Annotated in this window: 25 protein-coding genes and 1 tRNA gene; 14 read left to right on the forward strand and 12 right to left on the reverse strand. The window is 70.0% G+C overall.

Annotated elements, in window-relative coordinates; all coding sequences use genetic code 11:
• Positions 1-25: 25 nt before the first annotated feature.
• On the reverse strand, positions 26-451 hold the full coding sequence (locus tag ASG91_RS01770) for an OsmC family protein (RefSeq protein WP_056920879.1): 426 nt from the start codon (positions 449-451) through the stop codon (positions 26-28).
• A 161-nt stretch (positions 452-612) separates the two neighbouring features.
• Here ASG91_RS01770 and ASG91_RS01775 point away from each other — a divergent pair, with 161 nt between their 5' ends.
• From ASG91_RS01775 to ASG91_RS01790, 4 genes are all read left to right on the forward strand, one after another.
• The gene (locus ASG91_RS01775) at positions 613-1218 is read left to right on the forward strand and encodes an HPP family protein (RefSeq protein ID WP_056920880.1); all 606 of its coding nucleotides are present in this window, start codon (positions 613-615) and stop codon (positions 1216-1218) included.
• A gap of 224 nt (positions 1219-1442) precedes the next feature.
• Positions 1443-2945, forward strand: coding sequence for a GAF domain-containing protein (locus tag ASG91_RS01780; protein WP_157605930.1), 1503 nt, complete (start codon positions 1443-1445; stop codon positions 2943-2945).
• A gap of 64 nt (positions 2946-3009) precedes the next feature.
• The gene (locus ASG91_RS01785) at positions 3010-3960 is read left to right on the forward strand and encodes a universal stress protein (protein WP_056920882.1); all 951 of its coding nucleotides are present in this window, start codon (positions 3010-3012) and stop codon (positions 3958-3960) included.
• Between the two features lie 97 nt (positions 3961-4057).
• The gene (locus tag ASG91_RS01790; RefSeq protein ID WP_056920883.1) at positions 4058-4708 is read left to right on the forward strand and encodes a response regulator transcription factor; all 651 of its coding nucleotides are present in this window, start codon (positions 4058-4060) and stop codon (positions 4706-4708) included.
• On the opposite strand, the gene ASG91_RS01795 is transcribed toward ASG91_RS01790, so the two are convergent.
• On the reverse strand, positions 4686-5111 hold the full coding sequence (locus tag ASG91_RS01795) for a pyridoxamine 5'-phosphate oxidase family protein (RefSeq protein ID WP_056920884.1): 426 nt from the start codon (positions 5109-5111) through the stop codon (positions 4686-4688). The genes ASG91_RS01790 and ASG91_RS01795 overlap by 23 nt on opposite strands.
• Positions 5111-6007: a universal stress protein gene (locus tag ASG91_RS01800; RefSeq protein ID WP_056920885.1), complete on the reverse strand. Its 897-nt coding sequence runs from the start codon at positions 6005-6007 to the stop codon at positions 5111-5113. Before ASG91_RS01800 ends, ASG91_RS01795 begins: the two co-directional genes overlap by 1 nt.
• 122 nt (positions 6008-6129) lie before the next feature.
• Here ASG91_RS01800 and ASG91_RS01805 point away from each other — a divergent pair, with 122 nt between their 5' ends.
• Positions 6130-6576: a pyridoxamine 5'-phosphate oxidase family protein gene (locus tag ASG91_RS01805; protein ID WP_056920886.1), complete on the forward strand. Its 447-nt coding sequence runs from the start codon at positions 6130-6132 to the stop codon at positions 6574-6576.
• An 85-nt stretch (positions 6577-6661) separates the two neighbouring features.
• Complete coding sequence (locus ASG91_RS01810; RefSeq protein WP_056920887.1) at positions 6662-7252, forward strand: hypothetical protein; 591 nt, start codon at positions 6662-6664, stop codon at positions 7250-7252.
• Between the two features lie 77 nt (positions 7253-7329).
• Here the strand turns inward: ASG91_RS01810 and ASG91_RS01815 are convergent, their stop codons facing one another.
• From ASG91_RS01815 to ASG91_RS01825, 3 genes are all read right to left on the reverse strand, one after another.
• Entirely contained in the window at positions 7330-8097 is a 768-nt protein-coding gene (locus ASG91_RS01815; protein WP_056920888.1) for an SDR family NAD(P)-dependent oxidoreductase, read from the reverse strand.
• A 230-nt stretch (positions 8098-8327) separates the two neighbouring features.
• The gene (locus ASG91_RS01820; protein ID WP_056920889.1) at positions 8328-8945 is read right to left on the reverse strand and encodes an FMN reductase; all 618 of its coding nucleotides are present in this window, start codon (positions 8943-8945) and stop codon (positions 8328-8330) included.
• Entirely contained in the window at positions 8942-10048 is a 1107-nt protein-coding gene (locus ASG91_RS01825; protein WP_056920890.1) for a CE1758 family FMN-dependent luciferase-like monooxygenase, read from the reverse strand. Before ASG91_RS01825 ends, ASG91_RS01820 begins: the two co-directional genes overlap by 4 nt.
• A gap of 90 nt (positions 10049-10138) precedes the next feature.
• Between ASG91_RS01825 and ASG91_RS01830 the strand changes: the two genes are divergently transcribed.
• The gene (locus tag ASG91_RS01830) at positions 10139-10870 is read left to right on the forward strand and encodes a cyclopropane-fatty-acyl-phospholipid synthase family protein (RefSeq protein WP_056920891.1); all 732 of its coding nucleotides are present in this window, start codon (positions 10139-10141) and stop codon (positions 10868-10870) included.
• 16 nt (positions 10871-10886) lie between these two features.
• On the opposite strand, the gene ASG91_RS01835 is transcribed toward ASG91_RS01830, so the two are convergent.
• Positions 10887-12083, reverse strand: a complete 1197-nt coding sequence (locus tag ASG91_RS01835; RefSeq protein WP_200961198.1) for a CapA family protein — start codon at positions 12081-12083, stop codon at positions 10887-10889.
• Between the two features lie 35 nt (positions 12084-12118).
• Between ASG91_RS01835 and ASG91_RS01840 the strand changes: the two genes are divergently transcribed.
• The 4 genes from ASG91_RS01840 (at position 12119) to ASG91_RS01855 (ending at position 14635) form a co-directional block, all read left to right on the forward strand.
• On the forward strand, positions 12119-13144 hold the full coding sequence (locus ASG91_RS01840; protein ID WP_056920892.1) for a chorismate-binding protein: 1026 nt from the start codon (positions 12119-12121) through the stop codon (positions 13142-13144).
• Positions 13141-13986, forward strand: a complete 846-nt coding sequence (locus ASG91_RS01845) for an aminotransferase class IV (protein ID WP_056920893.1) — start codon at positions 13141-13143, stop codon at positions 13984-13986. Before ASG91_RS01840 ends, ASG91_RS01845 begins: the two co-directional genes overlap by 4 nt.
• The gene (locus ASG91_RS01850; RefSeq protein WP_235545321.1) at positions 13983-14459 is read left to right on the forward strand and encodes a TIGR02611 family protein; all 477 of its coding nucleotides are present in this window, start codon (positions 13983-13985) and stop codon (positions 14457-14459) included. Before ASG91_RS01845 ends, ASG91_RS01850 begins: the two co-directional genes overlap by 4 nt.
• A 99-nt stretch (positions 14460-14558) precedes the next feature.
• Positions 14559-14635 (forward strand) — tRNA-Val (locus ASG91_RS01855).
• A gap of 93 nt (positions 14636-14728) precedes the next feature.
• Here the strand turns inward: ASG91_RS01855 and ASG91_RS01860 are convergent.
• Positions 14729-15217, reverse strand: a complete 489-nt coding sequence (locus ASG91_RS01860) for a hypothetical protein (RefSeq protein ID WP_056920894.1) — start codon at positions 15215-15217, stop codon at positions 14729-14731.
• 338 nt (positions 15218-15555) lie between these two features.
• Between ASG91_RS01860 and ASG91_RS20025 the strand changes: the two genes are divergently transcribed.
• Positions 15556-15723, forward strand: a complete 168-nt coding sequence (locus tag ASG91_RS20025) for a Flp family type IVb pilin (RefSeq protein WP_082592511.1) — start codon at positions 15556-15558, stop codon at positions 15721-15723.
• Positions 15724-15760: 37 nt separating this feature from the next.
• On the opposite strand, the gene ASG91_RS01865 is transcribed toward ASG91_RS20025, so the two are convergent.
• The 4 genes from ASG91_RS01865 to ASG91_RS01880 form a co-directional block, all read right to left on the reverse strand.
• Positions 15761-16801 carry a glutathione synthetase gene (locus tag ASG91_RS01865; RefSeq protein ID WP_056920895.1) on the reverse strand — a complete coding sequence of 347 codons (1041 nt, stop codon included), beginning with the start codon at positions 16799-16801 and terminating at the stop codon, positions 15761-15763.
• Positions 16798-17964, reverse strand: coding sequence for a flavohemoglobin expression-modulating QEGLA motif protein (locus tag ASG91_RS01870; RefSeq protein WP_056920896.1), 1167 nt, complete (start codon positions 17962-17964; stop codon positions 16798-16800). The genes ASG91_RS01865 and ASG91_RS01870 overlap by 4 nt, the downstream gene beginning before the upstream one ends.
• Positions 17961-18752, reverse strand: a complete 792-nt coding sequence (locus ASG91_RS01875) for an N-formylglutamate amidohydrolase (protein ID WP_056920897.1) — start codon at positions 18750-18752, stop codon at positions 17961-17963. Before ASG91_RS01875 ends, ASG91_RS01870 begins: the two co-directional genes overlap by 4 nt.
• A 341-nt stretch (positions 18753-19093) precedes the next feature.
• A complete protein-coding gene (locus tag ASG91_RS01880) occupies positions 19094-19717 on the reverse strand; it encodes an antibiotic biosynthesis monooxygenase (RefSeq protein WP_056920898.1) in 624 nt (207 codons plus the stop codon).
• 136 nt (positions 19718-19853) lie between these two features.
• Here ASG91_RS01880 and ASG91_RS01885 point away from each other — a divergent pair, with 136 nt between their 5' ends.
• Complete coding sequence (locus ASG91_RS01885; RefSeq protein ID WP_056920899.1) at positions 19854-21350, forward strand: cobyric acid synthase; 1497 nt, start codon at positions 19854-19856, stop codon at positions 21348-21350.
• A 269-nt stretch (positions 21351-21619) separates the two neighbouring features.
• The gene (locus ASG91_RS01890; protein WP_157605933.1) at positions 21620-22225 is read left to right on the forward strand and encodes a hypothetical protein; all 606 of its coding nucleotides are present in this window, start codon (positions 21620-21622) and stop codon (positions 22223-22225) included.
• Positions 22226-22700: the final 475 nt, after the last annotated feature.

The raw sequence follows: 22700 nt of genomic DNA on the forward strand, positions 1-22700 counted from the left end.
CTCCGCGCTGGCCCGAGCTCCGGCCTCAGCCGGTGAAGCTCGTCTCCAGCGTGATCGGGATCTTGAGGGCCTGGCTCACCGGGCAGTTGGCCTTGGCGTCCTGCGCTGCCTCCTCGAACTGCTCGGCGGTGATGCCGGGGACGTTGCCGACGACCGACAGTGCGCTACCCGTGATGCCGGTGCCCGGCTGGAACGTCACCTTGGCGGTCGTGTCGAGAGAGGTCGGCGGGTGTCCCGCCTTGTCCAGCGCAAGGGACAGGGCCATCGAGAAGCAGCTCGAGTGGGCTGCCGCGATGAGCTCCTCGGGGCTGGTCTTGCCGTTCGGCTCCTCCGACCGCGCGACCCACGACACGTCATACGTGCCGATCCCCGAGGACTCGAGACTGACCTGGCCGGCGCCCTCGAAGAGGGAGCCCTCCCAGTGCGTGACGGCGGTGCGGGTGGTGGGCATGGGTTCTCCTTCGGGCGGCGGAACGGTCAGCCCCAATCTAGGCGCTCCGCCGACAACCGCAACGGACAGGACCAAGGACCCTGGTGGTGGGCTGCTGCGCGGGTCAGCGTGGGACGTGACGACCGGCACCCTGCCCGCCGTGATCGACGAGAGGAGCACCCATGCTGGTCCGTGAGCTGCTGACCCGCGACGTGGTCCAGGTGCGCGACACCTCGGCGCTGGACGCCGCCGTCCGGGTGCTGGCCGAGCAACGCGTGTCCGCCCTGCCCGTCGTGGACGCGACGGGCCGGCTGGTCGGCATCCTGAGCGAGGCCGATGTGCTGCGGCTCCACGTGTCCGCCGACCCACGGGCCCACCTCCGGCCGGTCGACGACGGCCCAGCCGAGCCGTGGCCCGCGACCGTCGGCGAGGTCATGAGTGCCGACCCCGTGGTCGCCCATGAGTCGAGCGACGTGGCGGACGTGGCGCGGATCCTCGCCGACATGGGATGGAAGAGCCTGCCGGTCGTCCGCGGCGACGGACGGCTCGCCGGGATGGTCAGCCGCAGTGACGTCATCAGGGCACTGTCCAGTCGTGACGCCGACATCTGGCTGCGGGTGGTCCGTGATTTCGCGGAGCTGGACCAGTCCACCTGGCGCGCCTCCGTGTCGCGTGGGGTGGTGACCGTCACCGGAGTGCGGCCGGGTGGGGATGCGCGACTCGCGGCTGCCCTCGTGGCAACCGCCCCAGGGGTGCGGGACGTGGTCATCGAGGCCGAGACCGACTAGGTCCGCAGCGGGCGAAGCAGGCTGGCGATCCCAGCACAGCGTGTCCCGCGACCTACGATGGGCACGTGGCAGACCAGGTGACACCGCCGGACCAAGGGCCTGGCAGCATCGCCCGACTCTCCGGGCTCGACCTTGACGACCTCCTTGAGGAGCTCCGATCCCGGGCCGGCAGTGCGCGAACGGCTCAGGCTCGGCTCGAGGCGCTTCTGGATGCCGTGGTGGTGGTGACCTCGGACCTGGAGCTCGCGGCCGTGCTGCGGCGAATCGTCGAGTCGGCCTGTCAGCTGGTCGACGCGACCTATGGCGCCCTGGGCGTGCTGGGCCCGAACGGGGAGGAGCTCATCGAGTTCGTGACGCACGGCATCTCGGACGAGGACCGAGCCGCCATCGGTCCTCTGCCGCACGGCCGTGGCCTGCTCGGGATGATCATCACCAGCCCGCACCCACAGCGGGTCGACCGCATCAGCGACCACCCGGACTCCTACGGGTTCCCCGCCAACCACCCCGAGATGACGAGCTTCCTCGGGGCGCCGGTGCGGATCCGCCGGGAGGTCTACGGCAACCTCTACCTCACCGACAAACGCAACGCGGAGCGCTTCAGCGAAGACGACGAGACGATCCTGACGGCGCTGGCCGCGGCCGCCGGGGTGGCCATCGACAACGCCCGGCTCTACCACCGCAGCGTCACCCAGCAGCACTGGGGCGAGGCCACGCGCGACCTCGTCTCGGCACTGCTGGTCGGGGGGTCCGAGGCGGAGGTCCTCTCGGACGCGGTCGACCGGGTCCTCTCCCTCACCGGTGCCGCGGGCGCCCACATCGCCCAGCCCAGGGGCCGGGACCTGGTCGTCGTGGCCGCGGCGGGACCCAGGGCCGCAGCCGTCGGCACGGTCCTGAGTGACGCAGAGACCAGGGCCACGCTGGCGGCCGCGCCCACCGAGCCCGATCCAGCAGCGAACCACGTGGTCGTCCCTCTGTCGGCTGGTGGCCACCAGGCCCTCGGCGTGATGGTCGTGACCGGCCTGCCGGCCGAGCTCGGCGGCATCTCCGCACCCCTACTCGACTTCGCCCAGCGCCTGGCCGTCGGGCTGACTGCCGCCAGCTCCCACCGTGAGCAGGCGCGCATCGACCTCCTCGAGGACCGCGACCGGATCGCGCGTGACATGCATGACCACGTGATCCAACGGTTGTTCGCCACCGGGCTCTCCCTGCAGTCCGCGAGTCGCCTGACCAGTGAGCCGACGGCCCGCGACCGCATCGAGACCGCCGTGGACGAGGTCGACGCGGTCATCAAGGACATCCGCCACACGATCTTCGCGCTCAACCGCGCACCTGATTCCCGCAGCCTCGCGGCCGAGGTCACGACGATCTGCGAGGGTGCAGTGGTGAGCCTGGGCTTCGCACCGTCCCTGACGATGCGCGGGAACGTCGCCGATGTCCCCGAGTACATCGCGGCGGACCTCTTGGCAGTCGTGCGGGAGGGGCTCAGCAACGTCGCGCGGCATGCAAGGGCCAGTCAGGCCGAGGTCGTCATCGAGGTGTCCGACTCCCGGGTGGTGGTGAAGGTCCGCGACGACGGCGTCGGTCTGCCCGCCGACGCCACCCGGTCCGGACTCGACAACCTCGCGCGACGGGCCAGCAGCCGGGGTGGTCGTTTCGAGCTCGCCGCGGCGACGGCCGGGGGCACGGTGCTCGACTGGCAGGTGCCGTTGGCGCCGCCCACCGACTAGCAGCCACGGGTCACAGGGACTTTCGACCCTGTCCGCCACGGCTCGCCCGGGGCAGGGTCAGGACATGACGTCGCGACCCCAGACCGAGTCGACCGCCGGTCACCGGCTGCCCTCGTCCGGCCTCGTGGGCGCACCCGTTGTCGTCGGGTTCGACGACAGTGCCGCCTCGGTCGCTGCGGTCCAGTGGGCTGCTGTGGAGGCCGCCCGACTCGGATCCGGGCTCACCGTCCTGAGCGCCTCGGACCCTCCCATCCAGACACCCTTGGGCGTCGGAGTGATCAGATCGGTTCCCGACCTGTGGAGCGTCAGTCGGGCCACGGCCGCTCGGGGTGTCGACCTGGCCCGCTCGTGCAGTCGCGAGCTCGCCGTCGGCCCCGTTGCCGTCGTCGGAGGACCTGCCGGCGAGCTCGTCGCCCGGTCGAGCGAGACCGGACTGGTGGTGGTCGGTCGCAGCCGTCGCAGCGCGTTGCAGACGGCCGTGTTGGGGTCGGTGTCCTTCGCCGTGGCCGCGCACGCGCGGTGCCCCGTCGTGGTCGTGAGTGAGGGGGCGGTCCGTCACCCCGGTCCGTCCTTGCCGGTGGTGGTGGGCATCGACGGGTCGCGGCCTGCGCTGGCGGCCGTCTCCCTCGCCCTCGCGTTCGCCCTCGCCTGGCAGGCGCCCCTCCGGATCGTGAGTGCCTGGCAGGCGCCGTCGCCCTCTTCGTATCCCGACACGTTCGATGAAGCCTTCTCCGCGGCGGTGTCGGACCAGCCGTGGGCTTCTGTCGCCCGCGCCGCCGTCGACCAGGCGGTCAGACAGGTCGAGGCGGGTGACACTGGTGTCACCGTCACCGGTGTCACCGAGCCCGGACGCGCCGAGGACGTCCTGGTCGAGGCCTCCCGGGACGCCGGCCTCGTCGTGGTCGGCAGTCGCGGCCAAGGCGGTTTCGCCGGGCTGATGCTCGGCTCGGTGAGCCACGGCGTGATGCGTCGTTCGGCCAGCCCTGTCGTGGTCGTGCGTCGCGGTTCCCTGTGAAGCTCACCAGAGCTCGGGCGGAGTGCCCGGTGTGCGTCGTTGCCCTAGGGCCGTCGCGTGGCTGGGTAGGCTCACACCGGAGAGGGAGTGATCGCTGGTGAGCATCACGGTGTACCTGCTGGACGACCACGAGGTGGTCCGGCGCGGACTGCGCGAGCTCCTCGAGGTCGAGGACGACCTGGAGGTGGTGGGTGAGTCGGGCTCGGCCAGCGAGGCGGCCCGGCGGATCCCCGCGTTGCGGCCCGACGTCATGGTGCTCGACGCGCGGCTCCCGGATGGTTCAGGGATCGATGTGTGCCGCGATGTCCGCTCGGTCGACCCGGGCATCCAGGGGATCATCCTGACGTCGTACGACGACGACCGGGCGCTCACCGCCGCCGTGGCGGCCGGAGCCGCCGGCTACGTCCTCAAGGACGTGCGGGGCTCGGACCTGGTGGCCTCCATCCGTCGGGTTGCCGCGGGGGAGTCGCTCCTGGCCCCTGAGGTGGTGCAGCGCCTGCGGCAAGCCTGGGGCCACGACCAGCCGACCGACCCCCGGCTGGCCTCGCTCACCCCGCAGGAGCGGCGCATCCTCGACTGCATCGCCCAGGGCCTGACCAACCGCCAGATCGGCGAGTCCCTGTCACTGGCGGAGAAGACGGTCAAGAACTACGTCACGTCGGTGCTGGCCAAGCTCGGCATGGAGCGGCGCACCCAGGCCGCCGTCTACGTCGCCGGCCAGGGAGTCAGACCAGCGCGCGACCGGTGATGCTCTGGGTGCGCACGCGCACCCACGTGCTCGGTCCGGGATGTGGTGGAACCCACGGCGCCCGCGCCGTCTGGTCGAGCCGGCGGACGTCCGAGTCGTCGTCGACGACCATCGCCGTCCCCTGGACCAGGACGCTCCAGCCGGTCCTCGTCGACGCGTCGAACTGGTCCACCTCGAACGCGACCGGGTCGCGGTCCACGGCAGCCTGGATCTTGGAGTCGCCCGTCGTCCGGAAGCACACGTCGACGCCGTCGACGGTGTGCACGACCGGCAGGATGGTCAGCTCCCCGTCGAGGTGGAAGGCGAGCCGGCCGACCGGGACCTCCACGAGCTTCGCCAGGCACTCGTCGAGGTCGAGGACCTCCAGACCGGTGTGGTCGGTGGGACGGACGACGTCGGCCATCACGCACCCCCACTCGACCGCACCACCATCACCGGGCAGTGCGCGTGGTGGAGCACACCTTGGCTGACCGACCCCAGGAGCATGCCGGTGAACCCGCCTAGACCGCGGCTGCCGACGACCAGCAGCTCGGCCCCACGCGAGTGGTCCACGAGGGCCTCGACGGGGTGGGCGTGCAGGATGCGCTGTCGCACCGTCACGTCGGGGTACTTCTCCGACCAGCCGGCGACTGCCTCGGACGAGACGGCCAGCTCCTCCTGGGTCACGACCAGCCGCACGTCGTCGGTCTCGAGCGCGGCCAGGCCGGTGCCCTGGTAGTCGAGGTACCAGGCGTGGACCACGGTCAATGGCAGCCCGAGACGGTCGGCCTGCTCGAAGCCGGCCGCGATGGCGGCCTCTGAGAGCTCGGAGCCATCGGACCCCACGACGACCCCGGGACGGTCGGGGAGCTGCTGCGGGAGCTCACGCACCACCACGACCGGGCAGGGTGCGTGGGCCGCGACGTCGAGCGAGGTCGAGCCCAGCAGGACGCTGCCCAGGGCGCTGTGGTGGCGGCCCCCCACGACGAGGCAGGTGGCGTCGCGGGCTTCGTCCACGAGTAGCGCGGCAGCGTTGCGGTAGGCGGCTGCGGTGGTCACGGCCAGGTCGGGCGCCAGGGCGTGGACCCGTTCGGTGGCAACGGCGAGGATCGCGTCGGACTCGGGCGTGTGCACACCCAACTCCGACTCGATGGTGGGGCCGCGTAGCGGCATCATCCGGGCGTGCACGACGTGCAGCGGCACGTTCGCGCGCTGGGCCTCGGCGATCGCCCAGTCCAGCGCGTGGGCAGCTGGTTCCTGGCCATCGACCCCGACGACGACGGGTCGGGTGGCGGTCGAGGCTCCGGTGTTGGACGACATGACTTCCTCCTCTGCTGACGGCCCGCGGTCCGGGCCCTGACCTCAGGGTCCGACTGCCGGGTCGCCGGGCACAGGGACCTTGGACCCTGATCTCCGGGCCGTCGCAGGGGAATCGTGGACGCATGGAAACGCAGACAGAGCTCACCGTCCCGCAGTGCTGGCAGTCCCTTCGGGAGGGCGTGGTCGGGCGCCTCGCCGTGGTCCACGACAGGCGTCCCGACATCTTCCCGATCAACTACGCCGTCGACCACGGGACGGTGGTCTTCCGGACCGGGTCGGGCACCCTCTTCACCTCCTCGGACGGCACCTTCGTCGCCTTCGAGGTGGACGGCTACGACGTCGAGCGGGCCGAGGCCTGGAGCGTCGTCGTCCGAGGCGTAGCCCACGAGGTCTACCAGCTCGACGACGCACTCGAGGCGATGCGACTGCCCGTGCACCCCTGGCACGACGCGCCCAAGCCCCGCATCATGCGCATCCACCCCGACTCGGTCACCGGCCGCCGGTTCGTCGTCAAGGGTGGCTACGTCAAGGGCGGCCACCAGTCCCGAAGTCGGGACCTTCGGCCCTGATCGCCCGGCTCTGTCGACGCCAGAGTTGAGGTGTCAGAACGGAATACAACGCGGGTGCCACGCACCCGAAGGAGGAACCACCACCATGCGACGACGCACCCTGGATGCCCTGCTCACGACCGGTGGCCTCATCGTCGCCGCAGTCCTGCTGGTGGTCGGGGGACTGATGACCTGGGCCAGCAGCTTCGTGGACAACGAGGTCCACTCCCAGCTCTCGGCCCAGCACATCACCTTCCCGGCGAAGGGCAGTGAGCAGCTCAACGACCCGCTCGTGAAGCCCTACCTCGAGCAGTACGCCGGACAGCAGCTCACCACGGGCGCACAGGCCAAGGCCTGGGCCGACCACTACATCAAGGTGCACCTCGACGAGTCGACCGGTGGGAAGACCTACTCCGAGCTGAGCGCCGCCGCCCGGGCCAACCCGGACGACCCGAAGGCCAAGGCCATGGTCGACCTCGCCTTCAAGGGCGAGACCCTGCGCGGCCTGCTGCTCAACGCCTACGCCTTCGGCACCATGGGCAAGATCGCGATGTATGCCGCGTGGGCCAGCTTCATCGGCGCGGCGGCGATGATCTTCCTGGCCCTGCTCGGTTTCCGGCACCTGCGCCGGGTGCCGGTCGAGGAAGAGGTCGCCATCGGTTCACGCCACACCGCGCCGAAGCCGGCGATCGCCTAGGCCGCACCGACCCCCGGACCAGAGCCCTCGCCCCCTGCGGCGGGGGCTCTGCCACGTCGTCCCAGAAGCACGTCTGGCTAGAAGGCGGTGTAGCCGCCGTCCGCCACGAGGACCGAGCCGGTGACGAACGAGGACGCGTCGCTGGCCAGGAAGATGACCGCCGGCGCGAGCTCCTCGACCGTGCCGTAGCGCTGCATGGGGGCGTCGTCGATCCAGTGCTGGCGGAACTTCGGGTCGTCGACGGGGGACATGTCCGTCTTGATGTAGCCCGGTGCCAGGGCGTTGACCCGCACCCCGTGCGGCGCCCATTCGGCGGCCAGGCTGCGGGTCAGGTGGTGCACGGCTGCCTTGGACGCGTTGTAGGCGGGTTGCCACTGGGGCCGGTTGACGATGAAGCCAGACATCGAGCCGATGTTGACGATCGACCCCGAGCCCTGTTCGACGAAGTGCCGGCCGAAGGTCTGCGAGCAGGTCCACACCGCGTCGACGTTGACGGCCATGACGGCACGCCAGTCCTCCGGGGTCACGTCGAGGGCAGGAGCGTGCACGCAGGCGCCGGCGTTGTTGACCAGTACGTCCACCCGGCCGTGCTGCGACAAGGTGGCCTCGAGCACGCGTTGCACGTCTGCGGCCACCGTGACGTCAGCCGCCACGAAGTCGGCCCGGATGTCGTTGTCGCGCAACGACCCGAGCACCTCCTCGGCAGCCTCCGGGTCGCGGCCCACGAGGACGACGGCTGCCCCCGCGTCACCGAGGGCGCGCGCGAAGCCGGCACCGAGCCCTCGGGTCCCGCCGGTGACGACGGCGACGCGGCCGGCCAGGGAGAAGCGCTCCAGTGCGTTCATCCGACCAATCTAGGGCTCGGGAAACCCGCACGACACCGGTGCCGACGCGGCATACCCACGTCACCGCGGTCGGCGACGGTGCGCCGAAAGTCGGCCAGTTGCCCGCTTTCCGGCGCGAAATGGGCACCTGGGCGCCGAAAGTCGGCCAATGGCCCGCTTTCCCCCTGCGAAATCGAGCTCGCACGTCGGAAGTCGGCCAATTGGTCGCTTCCCCGCCGGGACGGCCCCGGTCAGTGGCCGAGCAGCTGCTCGAACGGCACGGGGTCGGCGAACTCGTCCACCCGGTCTGTCCGCGGCGGGCGCCCGGTGAGGAGGTCGGCGAGCTCGCCGGCTGCCACGTCGATCCGGCCCGAGAGGCCGGTGTCGACCGTGCCGCCGCTGCCCCAGTCCTCCGACGCGGCGAACACGGCGGTCGGGACGGTGATCGCCTTCAGGTAGGCGAACATCGGCCGCATGGCGTGCTCGAGGACGAGCGAGTGACGGGCCGTCCCGGCAGTGGCCGCCATGAGCACCGGCGTGCCCCGCAGGGCGCCGTCGTCGAGGACGTCGACGAAGGTCTTGAAGAGCCCGCTGTAGGACGCCTGGAAGACCGGCGTGACGGCGATGACGGCGTCGGCGTCGCGCACCGCGTCGAGGGCGGCCCGGAGCTCACCGGTGGCGAACCCGGTGAGGAGGGCGTCGGCCATCGCGTGCGCGTGCTCGCGCAGGTCGACGGTGACGACCTCGGCCTCGTCGCCGCGCTCCAGGAGCGCGTCGCGGGTGGCGGTGGCCAGCCGGTCGGCGAGCAGCCGGCTGCTGCTCGGCTGGCCGAGACCGGCCTGCACCACCACGACTCGACGGGTGCTCATCGGGTGACCTCCAGGTCCTCGTGCTTCGTGGCGCCGGCGGCGAGCCGGCTGGCGTGGGTGGGGGCGTCGGGCACGTGGGCCGGCTTGCGAGCCGCGGCGATCTTGCGCAGCTCGGGCACGACCTGGGTGCCAAGCAGCTCGACCTGCTCCATGGCGGTCTTGTGCGGGAGCCCGGCGTGGTCGACGAGGAACAGCTGGCGCTGGTAGTCGCCCACCGCGTCGGCCATGCCGGCGTACCGCTCGATGACCTGCTCGGGCGAGCCCACGGTCAGCGGCGTCTCGCGGGTGAAGTCCTCGAGCGACGGCCCGTGCCCGTAGACCGGGGCGTTGTCGAAGTAGGGGCGGAACTCGCGGACCGCGTCCTGGCTGTTGGCCCGCATGAACACCTGTCCACCGAGGCCGACGATCGCCTGGTCGGCGGTCCCGTGGCCGTAGTGGGCGAACCGGCGCCGATAGAGCGCGACCATCTGCTTGGTGTGGCTCATCGGCCAGAAGATGTTGTTGTGGAAGAAGCCGTCACCGTAGTAGGCCGCCTGCTCGGCGATCTCGGGGCTGCGGATCGACCCGTGCCACACGAACGGCGCGATGCCGTCGAGGGGACGCGGCGTCGAGGTGAAGGACTGCAGCGGGCCGCGGTACTTGCCCTCCCAGGTGACGTTCTCCTCGGTCCAGAGCCGCCGCAGGAGGGCGTAGTTCTCGACCGCGAGCGGGATGCCGTCGCGGATGTCCTTGCCGAACCACGGGTAGACCGGGCCGGTGTTGCCGCGACCCATCATCAGGTCGATGCGACCGTCTGCGAGGTGCTGCAGGTAGGCGTAGTCCTCGGCCAGCCGCACCGGGTCGTTGGTGGTGATCAGCGTCGTGGAGGTGGAGAGCACCAGGCGCTCGGTGACGGCGGCGAGGTGGGCGAGGAGCACGGTCGGGTTGGCCGGGGCGGCGAACGGCGGGTTGTGGTGCTCGCCGGTGGCGAACACGTCGAGCCCGACCTGCTCAGCCAAGCGGGCCAGCTCCACGGTGTGCTTGATCCGCTCGTTCTCGCTGACCGTCGTCCCGGTGGTGGGGTCGGTGGTGACGTCGCCGACCGTGAAGATTCCGAACTGCATCTCGCTCGCGCTCCTGGCTAGGTAGTTTCAATTTCAACTATCGTAACGGTGCGACCGCCGCGCGCATTCCCGTGCGGCAGAGTGTGGCGCATGGCCGCCCCGTCCTCAGTCCCCGACCCCGCCCGCACCCGCTACGACCGGATGCGCTGGAACACGCCGCTGTCGCAGGACCACGCGGCCCTCTTGCTGGAACGCCTCGACGTGGGGGAGGGCGACCGGGTGACCGATCTGGGCTGTGGGTGGGGTGAGCTCCTGCTGCGGGCCGTGGAGCCGACCGGCGCCACGGGCATCGGGGTCGACACCGACGCCGACGGGCTGGAGCGGGGCCGTGCGCTGGCCGTGGCGCGCGGTCTCGAATCGCGGGTCAGGTTCGTCGATGCGGTGGCGGCCTCGTGGGACGAGCCTGCCGACCGGCTGTTGTGCATCGGGTCCAGCCACGTGCTCGGGGGCACCGGTCCTGCCCTCGCCCGGCTGGCCGAGCTGACCCCGCGCGGTGGACGGCTGCTCTTCGGCGACGCCTGCTGGACCGCCCCGCCCACTGCCGCGGCGGCCGAGATGTTCGAGGAGGTCGAGTCCCTGACCGACCTGCTCGAGCACGTGCACACCAGCGGGTGGCGGGTGCTGCACCTGTCGACCGCCGACCAGCGGGAGTGGGACGACTTCGAGTCGACCTGGCGCGCGGCCCGGCAGGAGTGGCTGATCCGCCACGGCGACGACGACCGGGCTCCGGAGGTGCGCAGCAGGCTCGACGCGCAGCTCGACGCCTACGTCCGCACCTACCGGGGCGTGCTCCAGTTCTGCTACCTCGTCCTCGGTCGCTGAGCGCAGCGGTGGAGGGTCACCGGGGACCGGTGGCGAGGTTCGCGCACTGGCCGGCCTGCTTCCAGAGCGCCAGGAGCCGAGCGCTGTCGGCAGCCGCCGGCGGCCTGGGTATGCCGTCCGCGCCGATCAGCATCGGCGTCCAGACTGCTTTGCGCACCGCACTGGTCGTGGTGCGCTTGGTGCCCTTGGCCGCCTTCACGTCGATGGACAGGGTGAGCACCCCCGACCGTGAGTCGGGCTCGTGGCTGCGCCACCAGACGAAGTTGCCGAAGCCGTAGTCGACGTAGGACCGGCCGAGCCATCCGGCTCCGTTGACCCGGTGGGAGTGCCCCCCGACGATGATGTCCGCGCCGGCCTGCTCGAGAGCCTGGGCGGTCTGCACCGAGAGCTGGTCAGGGCACTTCTGGTAGTCCAGGCCCCAGTGCAGGAAGACGACCACGACGTCGTAGCGCGCGGCTGCCCTGCTGACGGCGTTGCGGAGCCGGGTCACGGGTGAGGCGCTGGCGATGCCGCCCTTGCCCGGACCTGCCGAGTAGCGCGCCAAGGTCATCTCGAAGACCTCCGATGCGCCGAAGACCGCCACCTTCAGGCCCTTGGCCGACAGGATCGCGGGCGCGAAGGCCTCGTCCTCGTCCTTGCCGATGCCGACGATCGGCACGGGGCTGGCCTTCTTGGCCGCCAGCGTGTCCTGCAGCCCCACCGGTCCGTAGTCGACCCCGTGGTTGTTGGCCATGCTGACCGCGTCGATGCCGGCGCCCTTGATGGTCTCGAGGGCCGAGGCGGGAGCCCGGAAGTGGAACTCCTTGCCGATCTTGGTGCCGCGTTCGGTGATGGCGGTCTCGAGGTTCACCATCGCCAGGTCGGCGGCGCCGAGCGACGACTGCAGCTCGTCCAGCCCGTGGGGATCCCGGGCCAGCGGCGCCAGGTAGTCCTCGAAGTGCACGTCGCCGGCGAAGGCCATGGTCAGGGTGTCGGGGTCCGACGGGGGAGCCGTGGTGGTCGTGGTGGTCGACGCACTCGGCGCTGCGTCAGACGTCGACGGCGATGGAGCGGTCGTGGCCGTCGCAGGGCTGGTGCCGGCGGCAGGGGCCGGGGTCGCGGCCTGACAGCCCGTGAGGGCCACCACGACGGCCAGCACCAGGGTCGGGGCCAGCGTCGGGGTCAGTCTCGGGGCCGAGCGGGCGGCAGCCGCGGCAACGGCGAGAGGGCGCATGATCGGGAAGTCTAGGTCGGCCTAGGATCGCCCACGTGGAGGCGGCGACCGGACATGCGAGGTTCGGCTCGGTCCTGGCCACCCGACCCGTCGAGGTCCGCCACGACCTCGACTCCCTGGCGAGCGGCTTCTGGGCCGTCGTCGCCGAGTTCGAGGGCAAGGTCACGGCCGTCCGCTTCGCCCAGGTGGACCGGTCGGCACCCACCGGGCGGCCGACTCCCTGGGTGCCGCTGGAGGGCGAGTGGCACACGAGCCTGGACCACGCGGCATACCTCGCGGGGGTGGGCGAGATCCGCGAGCGGATCGCCGCGGGCACCGTCTACCAGGTGAACCTCTGTCGCGTGCTCTCGCACGAGCTGCCCGAGGAGGCCGATCTCGACGGGCTCGCGCTGCTGCTCGAGCGCGGCAACCCGGCACCGCACGCGGGGCGGGTGGTGGTGCCGTCCGCGGGGCTCGACGTCGTGTGCGCCAGCCCGGAGGCGTTCCTCCTGCGGGACGGCGACCGCCTCGAGTCGCGCCCGATCAAGGGGACGGCCACCAGCCTCGACGCGATGCTGCCCAAGGATTACGCGGAGAACGTCATGATCGTCGACCTCGTGCGCAACGACCTGTCGCACGTCTGCCGGGAGGGGACCGTGCAGGTCGACCACCTGTGTCGACCCGAGGAGCACCCCGGGATGGTGCACCTCGTGTCCGCCGTCTCGGGACGGCTGCGACCAGGTGTCGGCTGGGGCGAGGTGCTGGCGGCGACCTTCCCCCCGGGCTCGGTCTCCGGCGCGCCCAAGCACACCGCCCTGCAGGCCATCGTCGACCTGGAGCCGACCGCCCGTGGCCCGTACTGCGGCGCGATCGGCTGGGTCGACGCCGACCGCGGGACCGCGGAACTCGCCGTCGGCATCCGCTCGTTCTGGGCGCAGAGGGACGCCGACGGGCAGCGGTGGCTGCGGTTCGGCACCGGCGCGGGGATCACGTGGGGGTCCGACCCCGAGCAGGAATGGGTGGAGACTCAGGTGAAATCCCGACGTCTCGTGGGGCTGGCGTCTGGGAAGGTGGAGGCATGAGCAACGAGCCACGCGTGTGGGTCAACGGTCGGCTGACTGCGGTCGACGAACCGTCGATCACGGCGCTCGACCACGGGGTGACGGTCGGCGACGGCGCGTTCGAGACGGCCAAGATCGACCGTGGCCAGGTGTTCGCCGCGACCCGGCACGCCCGGCGGCTCGACCGCACCCTCGCCGGGCTCGGCCTGCCTGCCGCTGACCACGACTACATCGCCGAGGGTGCCAAGGCCGTCCTCGGCGCGGGGGAGCAGATCGAGTTCGGCCGGCTGCGCTACTCCGTGACCGGCGGGGCCGGCCCCCTCGGGTCGGACCGCGACGACAGCCCGCTCACCTACATCGTCACCGCCGGCGCCCAGCCGCGCCCGCCGCAGAGCGCGGCCGTCGCCGTCGTCCCCTGGACGCGCAACGAGCGGTCCGCCGTAGCCGGCCTCAAGACCACCTCGTATGCCGAGAACGTCGTCGCGCTCGCGTACGCCAAGGAGCGCGGGGCGATCGAGGCGGTCTTCGCCAACACCCGTGGCGAGCTGTGCGAGTGCACCGGGTCGAACATCTTCGTCGTCGTGGGTGGGGCGATCCTCACCCCGCCGCTGGACTCGGGCTGCCTGGCCGGGATCACCCGCGAGGTGACGATCGAGTGGTGCCGTGAGGACGGGCTGGAGGTGCGCGAGGAGGCCCTGCCGCTGGAGGTCCTGCGCGAGGCCGACGAGGTCTTCATCACCAGCAGCACCAAGGACGTCCTGGCCATCCACGGCGTCGACGACCGCGCCCTGGAGCCGGGGCCGGTCACGGCTCGGGCCGCGTCCGTGTTCGCCCGGCTCTGCGTCGAGCGGATGGACCCGTGAGCAGCGAGCGTCCCGGGCCGGTCACGCCGGGGGAGCCGGTCGTTGATGAGGTGGTCGACGAGGTGGTCGACGCGGTCGACGACGACTGGGAGTGGCGGCGCCGGATCCGCGCCAACCCGGCGGTGTACCCCGTCTACCGGGCTGCCGTCATCGTCCTCGGGCTCGTCATCGCGGTGGTCGGGCTCGCCCTGGTGCCGCTCCCTGGACCGGGGTGGCTGATCGTCTTCGCCGGGATCGCCATCCTGGGGTCGGAGTTCGAGCCGGCGCAGCGGCTGCTCGACTGGGCCAAGGCCAGGCTCAAGGACTGGAGCGAGTGGCTCGCCCCCAAACCCCTGTGGTTCAAGGGTCTGGTCGGGCTGGTGACGCTGGCGCTGGTGCTGGCGATCTTCTACGGGCTGTTCCTCCTGTCTGGCGTTCCCGGCTTCTTCCCCGACGCCATCGAGGACTGGATCGAGGGCCTGCCCGGGCTCTGACCGGGTTGGTCGCCGGGCGGGGGGCCGATTTCACCTCGCGCGCCCGATCCGGCTATTCTTCGGCAGGCCCGAAAGTCACCCTTGCGTGACGAGGGCGCTGGACGTGTAGCTCAGTTGGTTAGAGCGTTCGCTTCACACGCGAGAGGCCAGGGGTTCGAGTCCCTTCACGTCCACCAGCCCGAAACAGCCCCTGATCCGCGGTGAGGATCAGGGGCTGTTCTGCGTGGTGCCGACGTTCCGGTGGCGTCAGGGGCACGCCTGTCGGGTGCTCACGAGATCTGGCAGGTCTGGACCCAGAACGTCTTGTACTTCGTGTCGGAGCCGATCGAGCCGGGAGCCTTCACGGTGAGCTTGACGTGGTAGCCCTGCTGCGGGTGGGCCATGTAGGGCAACAGGTAGGGAGAGAGGTTGTAGGTCTCCTGGGCGTCGACGTCGGTGCCACCGCCCGCGTCGTCCTCACCGATGAAGATCTTGTCCTTCTCGAGCAGCACGTCACGCCCGGTGGGCGGTTGGGCTTCGAAGGTGACCGTGGCATTGAGGTTGCCCTTGTCGAAACCGTAGAAGTCGACCTGGAACACACAGCCGACGTGCGGCTGGTTGTCTGGGGCTTCGTCGAAGGGGACTCCGTCGATCTTGACGGTCCCGTTGTCGCCGGCGGGGCTGCCGCCGGCGTAGGCCATGCTGATCGGGACCAGCAGGGCAGTGGCGCTCGCGAGCCCCACCAAGAGGGTGCGACCGCGTCCGGTTCGAGTGACCATGTCCGCGCTCCTTGGTCAAGGACCCTTGGCTGCCCGCTGCATCCGCGTGGTCCAAGGGTCGCCAAGGTAGGCCCTGCGCGGAGAGCTCCACATCGCCCAACAGACCTACGCCGTTTGCGCTCGGGGTCGACCCTTTGGGGTCGCTCGAATGGCGGACGACGCGCGCTCGGGCGGCGTCTATCCTTACGTTCCGGCCAGCCCCCTGGAAGTGCACTGCACGGGCGCTGGCCGGCCCATTGGTGGGAGGGATGTACTCCCTCAAAGGGAGGAGCCTTTCGGTCAGGTGGTCTGCCACCCTCGGACCATCCGTTGGCACCCCATGAGGATGGAAGTCTCCAATGTCCAAGCACATCACCAAGTTCCGGGCCCTCCTGACCGAGCGCGGCGCCACCGCCGTCGAGTACGGCCTGATGGTCGCCCTCATCGCGCTCGTCATCATCGTGGCCGTCGCGTTGCTGGGTACGAACCTCTCGACCATCTTCCACGACGGCGCCACCAGCATCTGAGTCCTGCAATCCTCCGGGCCCCCTGACCCGGAGGGACTCAGCTGGTCGCGAGCCGAGAGTTGTCGATGTCGCTGTAGTACTTGCGGATCCGGACTTTCCGCTCCAGCTCGCCGATGATCACGTGCGCGAAGTTCACGTCGTACAACGCCTGAGCACTGCCGATGCCGCCCGGGCTGAAGACGTTGATCTCCATGAGCTTGTCACCGACTATGTCGAGGCCCACGAGGAACATGCCGTCGGAGACCAGTTTCGGCCGGACGATCTCGACCATTTCCAGCATCGTGTCAGTGACGGTGGCCTTCGCGACCTCGCCGCCGGCCGACATGTTGGAGCGCATGTCATTGGTCTTGTTCATACGTCGGAACGCGGCGTACTTGCCTTCGTGCTGGAGCGGCTCGCCGTTCATCACGAAGAGGCGGATGTCGCCGTTCTTGGCTTCCGGTAGGTACTCCTGCGCCACGACGTACCCGTCGCGCGAGATCGCCTCGATGATCTGGTTGAGATTGGGCCCTTCCTTGCGGTCGATCAGGAAGACGCCACTGCCACCAGAGCCTTGGAGCGGCTTGAGCACTGCCTTGCCTCCGAGGTCTTCGATGAAGCTGTTGATCAGTGCCGTGTCGCGCGAGATGAGCGTGCGTGGCCTGACGATCTCCGGGAAGTGCTGGAAGTACGCCTTGGACAGCGCATTGGCCAGGCTGGTGGGGTCGTTGACGACGAGTACCCCGCAGGTCGCAATCAGCTGGCCGAATGCCACTCCGGCGTTGTTGGCCCAAGGCGCCGACTCGGCGTCCTCGGCGGGGTCGTTGCGGAGCATGACCACGTCGAACTCCTCGAGCCCGATGAGCTGCTCGACGTCGGGCTTTTTCACGTCATTGAGGTGTCGCTCGAGTGAGCGGTAGTTCTTCGCGTGACCCATTCGGGCCTTGGCGCTCAGCGAGCCGTCGGGCTCGTAGGAGAAGTCACCGACGCCAACGAACCACGCCTCGTGGCCCATGCTCTTGGCGGCCATGGCGAGCCGGTTGGTGGTGTAGCGCGGGTCCTCGGTGTTGACGTCGTTGACGACGAAGGCGATCTTCACGACGCCCCTCCCAGGAGTGTGCTGAGCTCATTGGTCGTTGCGGCCAGTTCGATCCGGCGGACGGCCGCAGGGTCGGCGACATAGCGGGGTATGAGCCGAGCAGGCAAGAGCACGCCCTTGTCGTCCAGCTCGGCGATGAGGGGCAGATCATCGAGCGAGAACTTGCCACGCCAGAGCAGGTCGAGGGTCCCGCCCCCGCGCAGGTGCGCCAGCAGGTCGACCAGGCCCCGGAGATAGATGGCGTCCTTGGTCATCCCACCGGCGCGGTAGACCCGCATCACGGTGTTGAAGGCACTTCCCCGCGGGAATCCGGCCTCGAGCAACCCGCCGTGGGCCTGGGAGAAGCTCGCCCCCGCGACGAGCCGGTGCACCGTGACGACCCGACCGGCGAGCTGGCGCAGCCGGAACGCGGTGAGCCCGCCACAGGCGACCTCGGCCAGCACGGCCAGCCCCTCCTGCGTCTCGTCATAGCCCGCCAGGCCGGTGCCGAGAACTTTCACCGGCTGAGCGGCGCCGTTCACCTGGGTGACGAGGTGGGTGCCGACCTCATGGTGCAGCAGGCCCTCCGCCCGAGCCCGCTGCACGGAAGCCTCTCTGCCGATGAGCAGGGTGTCACCCGAGACCATGACCCCGTTGACGTCGGGCCTGATCTCCGCATGCATCTCGATCTCGGGGTCCTGCTCGCGGTAGTGCCCGATCTCGTCCAGCGCGAGTTCGAGGAACTCCTCAGCGTCGATCGACGCACCCCGGGTCTCTGCGGACGGCACGGCCTCCAGCACTGACTCGGCCTGCTCACGCAGCGCCGGCGACACCCCGCCGTACAGCTCGATGCTCAGGCCGAGGAAGTCGTCGGTATCGCGGGCGCGCAGCATCTCCAGCTGCAACTCCATCTCGCGATGCTTGGCGCGCAACAGGTGAGCAAGCGTGGTGTCCTCCACCGACCCGATGTCGATCGCGGCGAGCTGCTCCACCACGACCTCGGGCTCCACCTCGAGCTCCCGGTAGGTGAACACGGGCTCCGTGACGTCGCCGTCGAGGAACTCGGCGCGCACGTCCGCGGCATTGACGGGCGTGACCTCGAGCAGGAACTTTATGCTGGCCGAGAGCTGGGCCAGCGCATGATCGACGGCGCGGTCAGGCGCGCTCAGCGGAGATCTGGTCATCGGAGTCGATCCAGCTCCTCTCGCAAGCCGGGCAGGGCCGCCTCGAGGGCCACACTGGCACACTCGAGCGCAGGCTGGTTGAGCTCACCGGTCCACTCGTCCATGAAGGTCTTCTTGAATTCCAGGGCCAGCACACAACCGACCCGCGGATAGCGGTCGTGCACGAACCAGGCGATGTTGCGCCCCTCGAACGCGACGTTCTCGCGGGCGTCCATCGGTCCACAACCCAGATCCTTCGAACGCAGATCCCTCATGAACCGCTCGAGCAGTGGTTGGAACAGGTCGTGGTCGACGCTTCCGGTGCCGACGTTCACCTCCGGGTTCTCGTGCGCCGGGGCAGCCGGCTGGTCCTCGCCGTCGCGGCGATGGTTGTAGGAGTGCACGTCGAGCAGGACGAACGGTCCACGCTCGGCAACCCGGTCGAGGCGCGCACCGAGAGCGTCGAAGAACGCGTCATACGTCGCGAGGCTGCCTTGGAACTGTTCGTCCGGGAGCTCTCCGTCGCGCCACACCTGGAGCCCCCAGCAGTCGTCAGGCGTGCGATAGATCGCTTCGCGGCGCGGCCGATTGAGGTCGCACTCGAACCGGGACCGATGGGTCAGCACCCGGTCGGGCACGACCGCGGCGATCCGGTCCGTGTAGGGGTCTTCTTCCCGGAGGCGCTCGGCGTCGTCAAGCACCATCAGCTCGACGAGGTCGGGGCGCACATCGTGTCCGGCGTGGACGGAGGTGGCGACCACCGGGCCCGTCCAGTCACCGATGAACTCAACGATCTCGGGAGTAGCCATGTGCACGACTTACCCGCCCCGCGTCCTGTTCACACCCGCCCCGCGTCCTGTTCACGCTCGTCCTGCGCCGACCGGTCCGGGGAGGTGCACGGAGCAGAGACCTGACGCGCTTTCGTGCCAACTGCTTGACTGAACGGATCGTGCCAGGAGCAACGATGGAGTCCACTGGGGGACTTCGACCTCATCTTCGAGCGTGCGTAGGGAGTCCTGCGCGTCAGCGCTTGTCTCACGTAGCTGAGGGCTGGGCCGACAACGCGTGCAATGACGTGCTGGCTCCGCGCGCGCCGTCGAGTGCACCGCATGGTGACCCGACGGCGCACGACCGCGGTTTGACCGTGGAGTCAGACCAGCTCAGGCACGTGCAGGTGGGCCATGGCCACGTCCATCTCGGCCACGTCGTCGACCTTTGCGTCGAGCCGTTCGCTGGCCCGGTGGCGAAGGTCCTTGGCCGCCTCGCGCGTGGCCTCGAGCTGGGCCCGCGTCTCGAAGGTCACCGTGCCGACGATGCGGCCGGAGTCCCGGCTGATCATCAGGTTCGCGCTGCAGAACCCGTCCCACTCCTGCAGCGTCGGAAGGATGAGTGTCTTGTAGACGTCGGTGGCCCGGTCGGCAAGTCCCTGGTCCCCACTGAGCCACGTGATGCGAGCGCAGGCCCCATCAGGACTCGCGTGGTCGCGGTGCATCACGGCGACCTCCCAGGTCGCGACCTCGCTGGACGTCGCCCCAAGGGTGTCCTCCGCGTCGGATCGCAGGGGCTTCACCTGTTCGGCGCTGGCCTGCATGGCGGCCTCCGACTCCCACGAGGTCGTGGCGATGCAGCGGCCCGACTCGCGGTCGACGAGCAGCGACATGCCGGCACAGCCGTCTATGGCTGTCACGGCGGGGAAGACCTGGTCCCGGACGTGGGCGATCCCGTCCTCGACCTTGGAGCGATCCGCCTGGATCGTGGTGGTACGTGCGTACACGACGTGCTCCCTTGATCGGGGCAGCGCCCCGACGGCGCTGCCGTCACCGGTTGATCTTTCTCCTCCGGCGTGGGTCCGTCTAGGGACAATTGGGGCGGCCTCGGGATCCCCGCCGTGGGTTCGTAGGCTGAGCACCGTGAAGGGGTCACTGCTGGTCGCCGGGACGACGTCGGACGCCGGCAAGAGTGTGGTGACCACGGGGCTGTGCAGGCTGTTGGCCCGCCGCGGGGTCCGCGTGGCTCCGTTCAAGGCCCAGAACATGTCGAACAACTCGATGGTCGTCGCCGGCCCGGACGGGCTCGGCGCCGAGATCGGCCGCGCCCAGTGGATCCAGGCTGTGGCTGCGGGGGCCACGCCCGAGGTGGCGATGAACCCCGTCCTCCTCAAACCGGGGAGTGATCGGCGCAGCCACGTCATCCTCAACGGGCACCCTGCCGGCTCGATCTCCTCAGCCGAGTTCGCAGGGTCGCGAGGGTCGCTCGCGAAGGCGGCGTTCGCGGCATACGACGACTTGGTATGCCGTTTTGACGTGGTCGTCTGCGAAGGCGCCGGAAGCCCCACCGAGATCAACCTGCGGGAGCACGACTACATCAACATGGGGCTGGCGCGGCACGCCGACATGCCGGTGGTTGTCGTCGGAGACATCGACCGTGGCGGTGTGTATGCCGCGTTGCACGGCACCGTGGCGCTCCTGGAGCCAGCGGACCAGCGACTGGTGGCCGGGTTCGTCGTGAACAAGTTCCGGGGGGACGAGACCCTGCTCGCACCGGCCAACCGCGAGATCGAACGCATCACCGGTCGCCCGGTGCTCGGGGTGATCCCGTGGAGCCCAGTCGTGTGGTTGGACTCGGAGGACGGCCTCGACCTCGCGGGACGAGCGGCCGACGCCGAGCACCCGCTGGTGGTTGCGGTGGTGCGGTTCCCACGGATCAGCAACTTCACCGACCTGGACGCCCTGGGGCTGGAGCCCGACGTCGACGTGCGGTTCGCGTCCCGACCGCAGGACCTCGCGGACGCGGACCTCGTCGTGCTCCCCGGGACCCGGGCGACCATCGCGGACCTGGCCTGGCTGCGGCATCGTGGCCTCGACCGTGCCGTCGTCAAGCACGCCTCCGCCGGACGCCCTGTGCTCGGCATCTGCGGCGGGTTCCAGATGCTTGGACGCACGATCAGTGACCCGGATGGTGTCGAGGGCCCGGCCGGGACGGTGGTCGAAGGACTGGGGCTGCTCGACACCACGACCACGTTCGCGCGCGAGAAGGTCCTGCGCCTCTCGCAGGGAACGGCGTTGGGCGCAGCGGTGTCCGGCTACGAGATCCACCACGGGGTGATCACCACCGGTGGCGAGGAGGAGTTCTTCGGCGGCGCCCGCCGCCGGCACGTGCTCGGGACGATGGTGCACGGCAGCTTGGAGTCCGACGGCTTCCGGCAGGCGCTCCTGGGCGAGGTGGCCGCGCGAGTGGGGCGCCCTTTCGCCGCCAGTGGAGTCAGCTTCGAGGCGGCTCGGCAGGCCCGGCTCGATCTGTTGGCTGACCTGGTCGAGGGGTGCGTCGACATGGACGCGATCGACGCGCTGATCACCGCGGGAGCACCGGGAGGGCTGCCGGTTCTGCCGCCGGGGGACTCGCGGTGAGCGACCGCGCGACCCATCACTGAGAGCACCCCTGATCGCGTTGGTGGCCCAAGGGTTCTGGGGCTGATGCTGGCTGGCGGTCCAGCCTCCAGCCGTCGTGTTCTGGTCCACCGTCGTGTTCTGGTCCACAGTCGTGTTCTGGTCCACAACGGTGTCGGCCACGCGGCCACACGGATGGCCCCCGGCGCGGATGCGGACCGCTGATGCTGGTCGCCATGCTGCTGGGATCAACCACCCGAGCGACAAACGTGGAAGCCGAGGATCCGACCATGCAACGACCACTTGTCACACCCGTGGCCGCGCCCGCCGCCCCGGCCGTCGTGCCGCCGGTCGCCGCGCCCCCGACGGGGTCGTGCGCGCTCTTCGGCCACGAGATCGACAACCGAACGGTCGCCGCCGGCAACCCGCGGTGCCGACGGTGCGGCCAGCCGTTCCTGTTCGAGGACGGCAGGGTCAGCCACACCCGCCACGTGCTGGGCTGCTTCCTCCGCCATCACACCTACATCCGCATCGACCGACGCGCCGGACACAACGAGTACATGTGTGTTCGCTGCGGGCATCCGCTGCTCCTCGCCGTGGACGACGACCCCCACGAGCCCTTGGCGGCGTTTCCCAAGCGGGTCCGCTATCTGTGCGGCGTGTTCGGCCACGCCGTCCACGAGGTCACCGCCCGGAGCGGCTTCATCGAGTACGGCTGCGACTGCGGGCACAGCTTCCTGCTCGCGGAGCAGGGCCTCACCCGGGTCACGCACCCGTTCATCTGCCGGGTGTCGGGGCACCGGGTGGCCTTCGTGGAGCAACGCGGACGGTGCCACGAGCACCGTTGCCTCGACTGCGGGCACACGTTCGGATGGATGGACGCCGACGCGGGTTGACGAGACCCACCGGGTGATCCGTCACGCGGTTCTCGGAACGGTGAGTCGGCTGGCTACGGATGGTTGCGGTCGCCGACGAAAGCATGCGTCGTTCGATCCTTGAGGTTTTGGTGGGCCCGGTCGCGTTCCCCCTGCAAGCAACCGGACCCACCAAAGCCCTGCCCCTCCTTGCCGCTATCGACCTCCCCCGAAGTCGACCCGGCCCCCAACTCGGAGGTTAGGGCTAGGTCAAGAAAGAGTCATCACTTGGTATGAGAGAGGTATTGCCAGATCCGCTTCTGTCCCGGTTTGCCAGTAAATAGACTGACCGTTCGGTGGATCCGGCCTCAGCCGAACGGTGGACCCCGTCGCGGGGCCTCCATGGCGAGGGAGTCGGGCCTCCATGGCGAGGGAGTCAGCGCACCTGGACTAGGACCGCAAGAGGTCGCCGGCCTGATCGTGCTCGGTACCGTGATCACAGCGCGGTTGGGGCCTG

This window comes from Phycicoccus sp. Soil802, assembly GCF_001429605.1.
Lineage (GTDB): Bacteria > Actinomycetota > Actinomycetes > Actinomycetales > Dermatophilaceae > Pedococcus.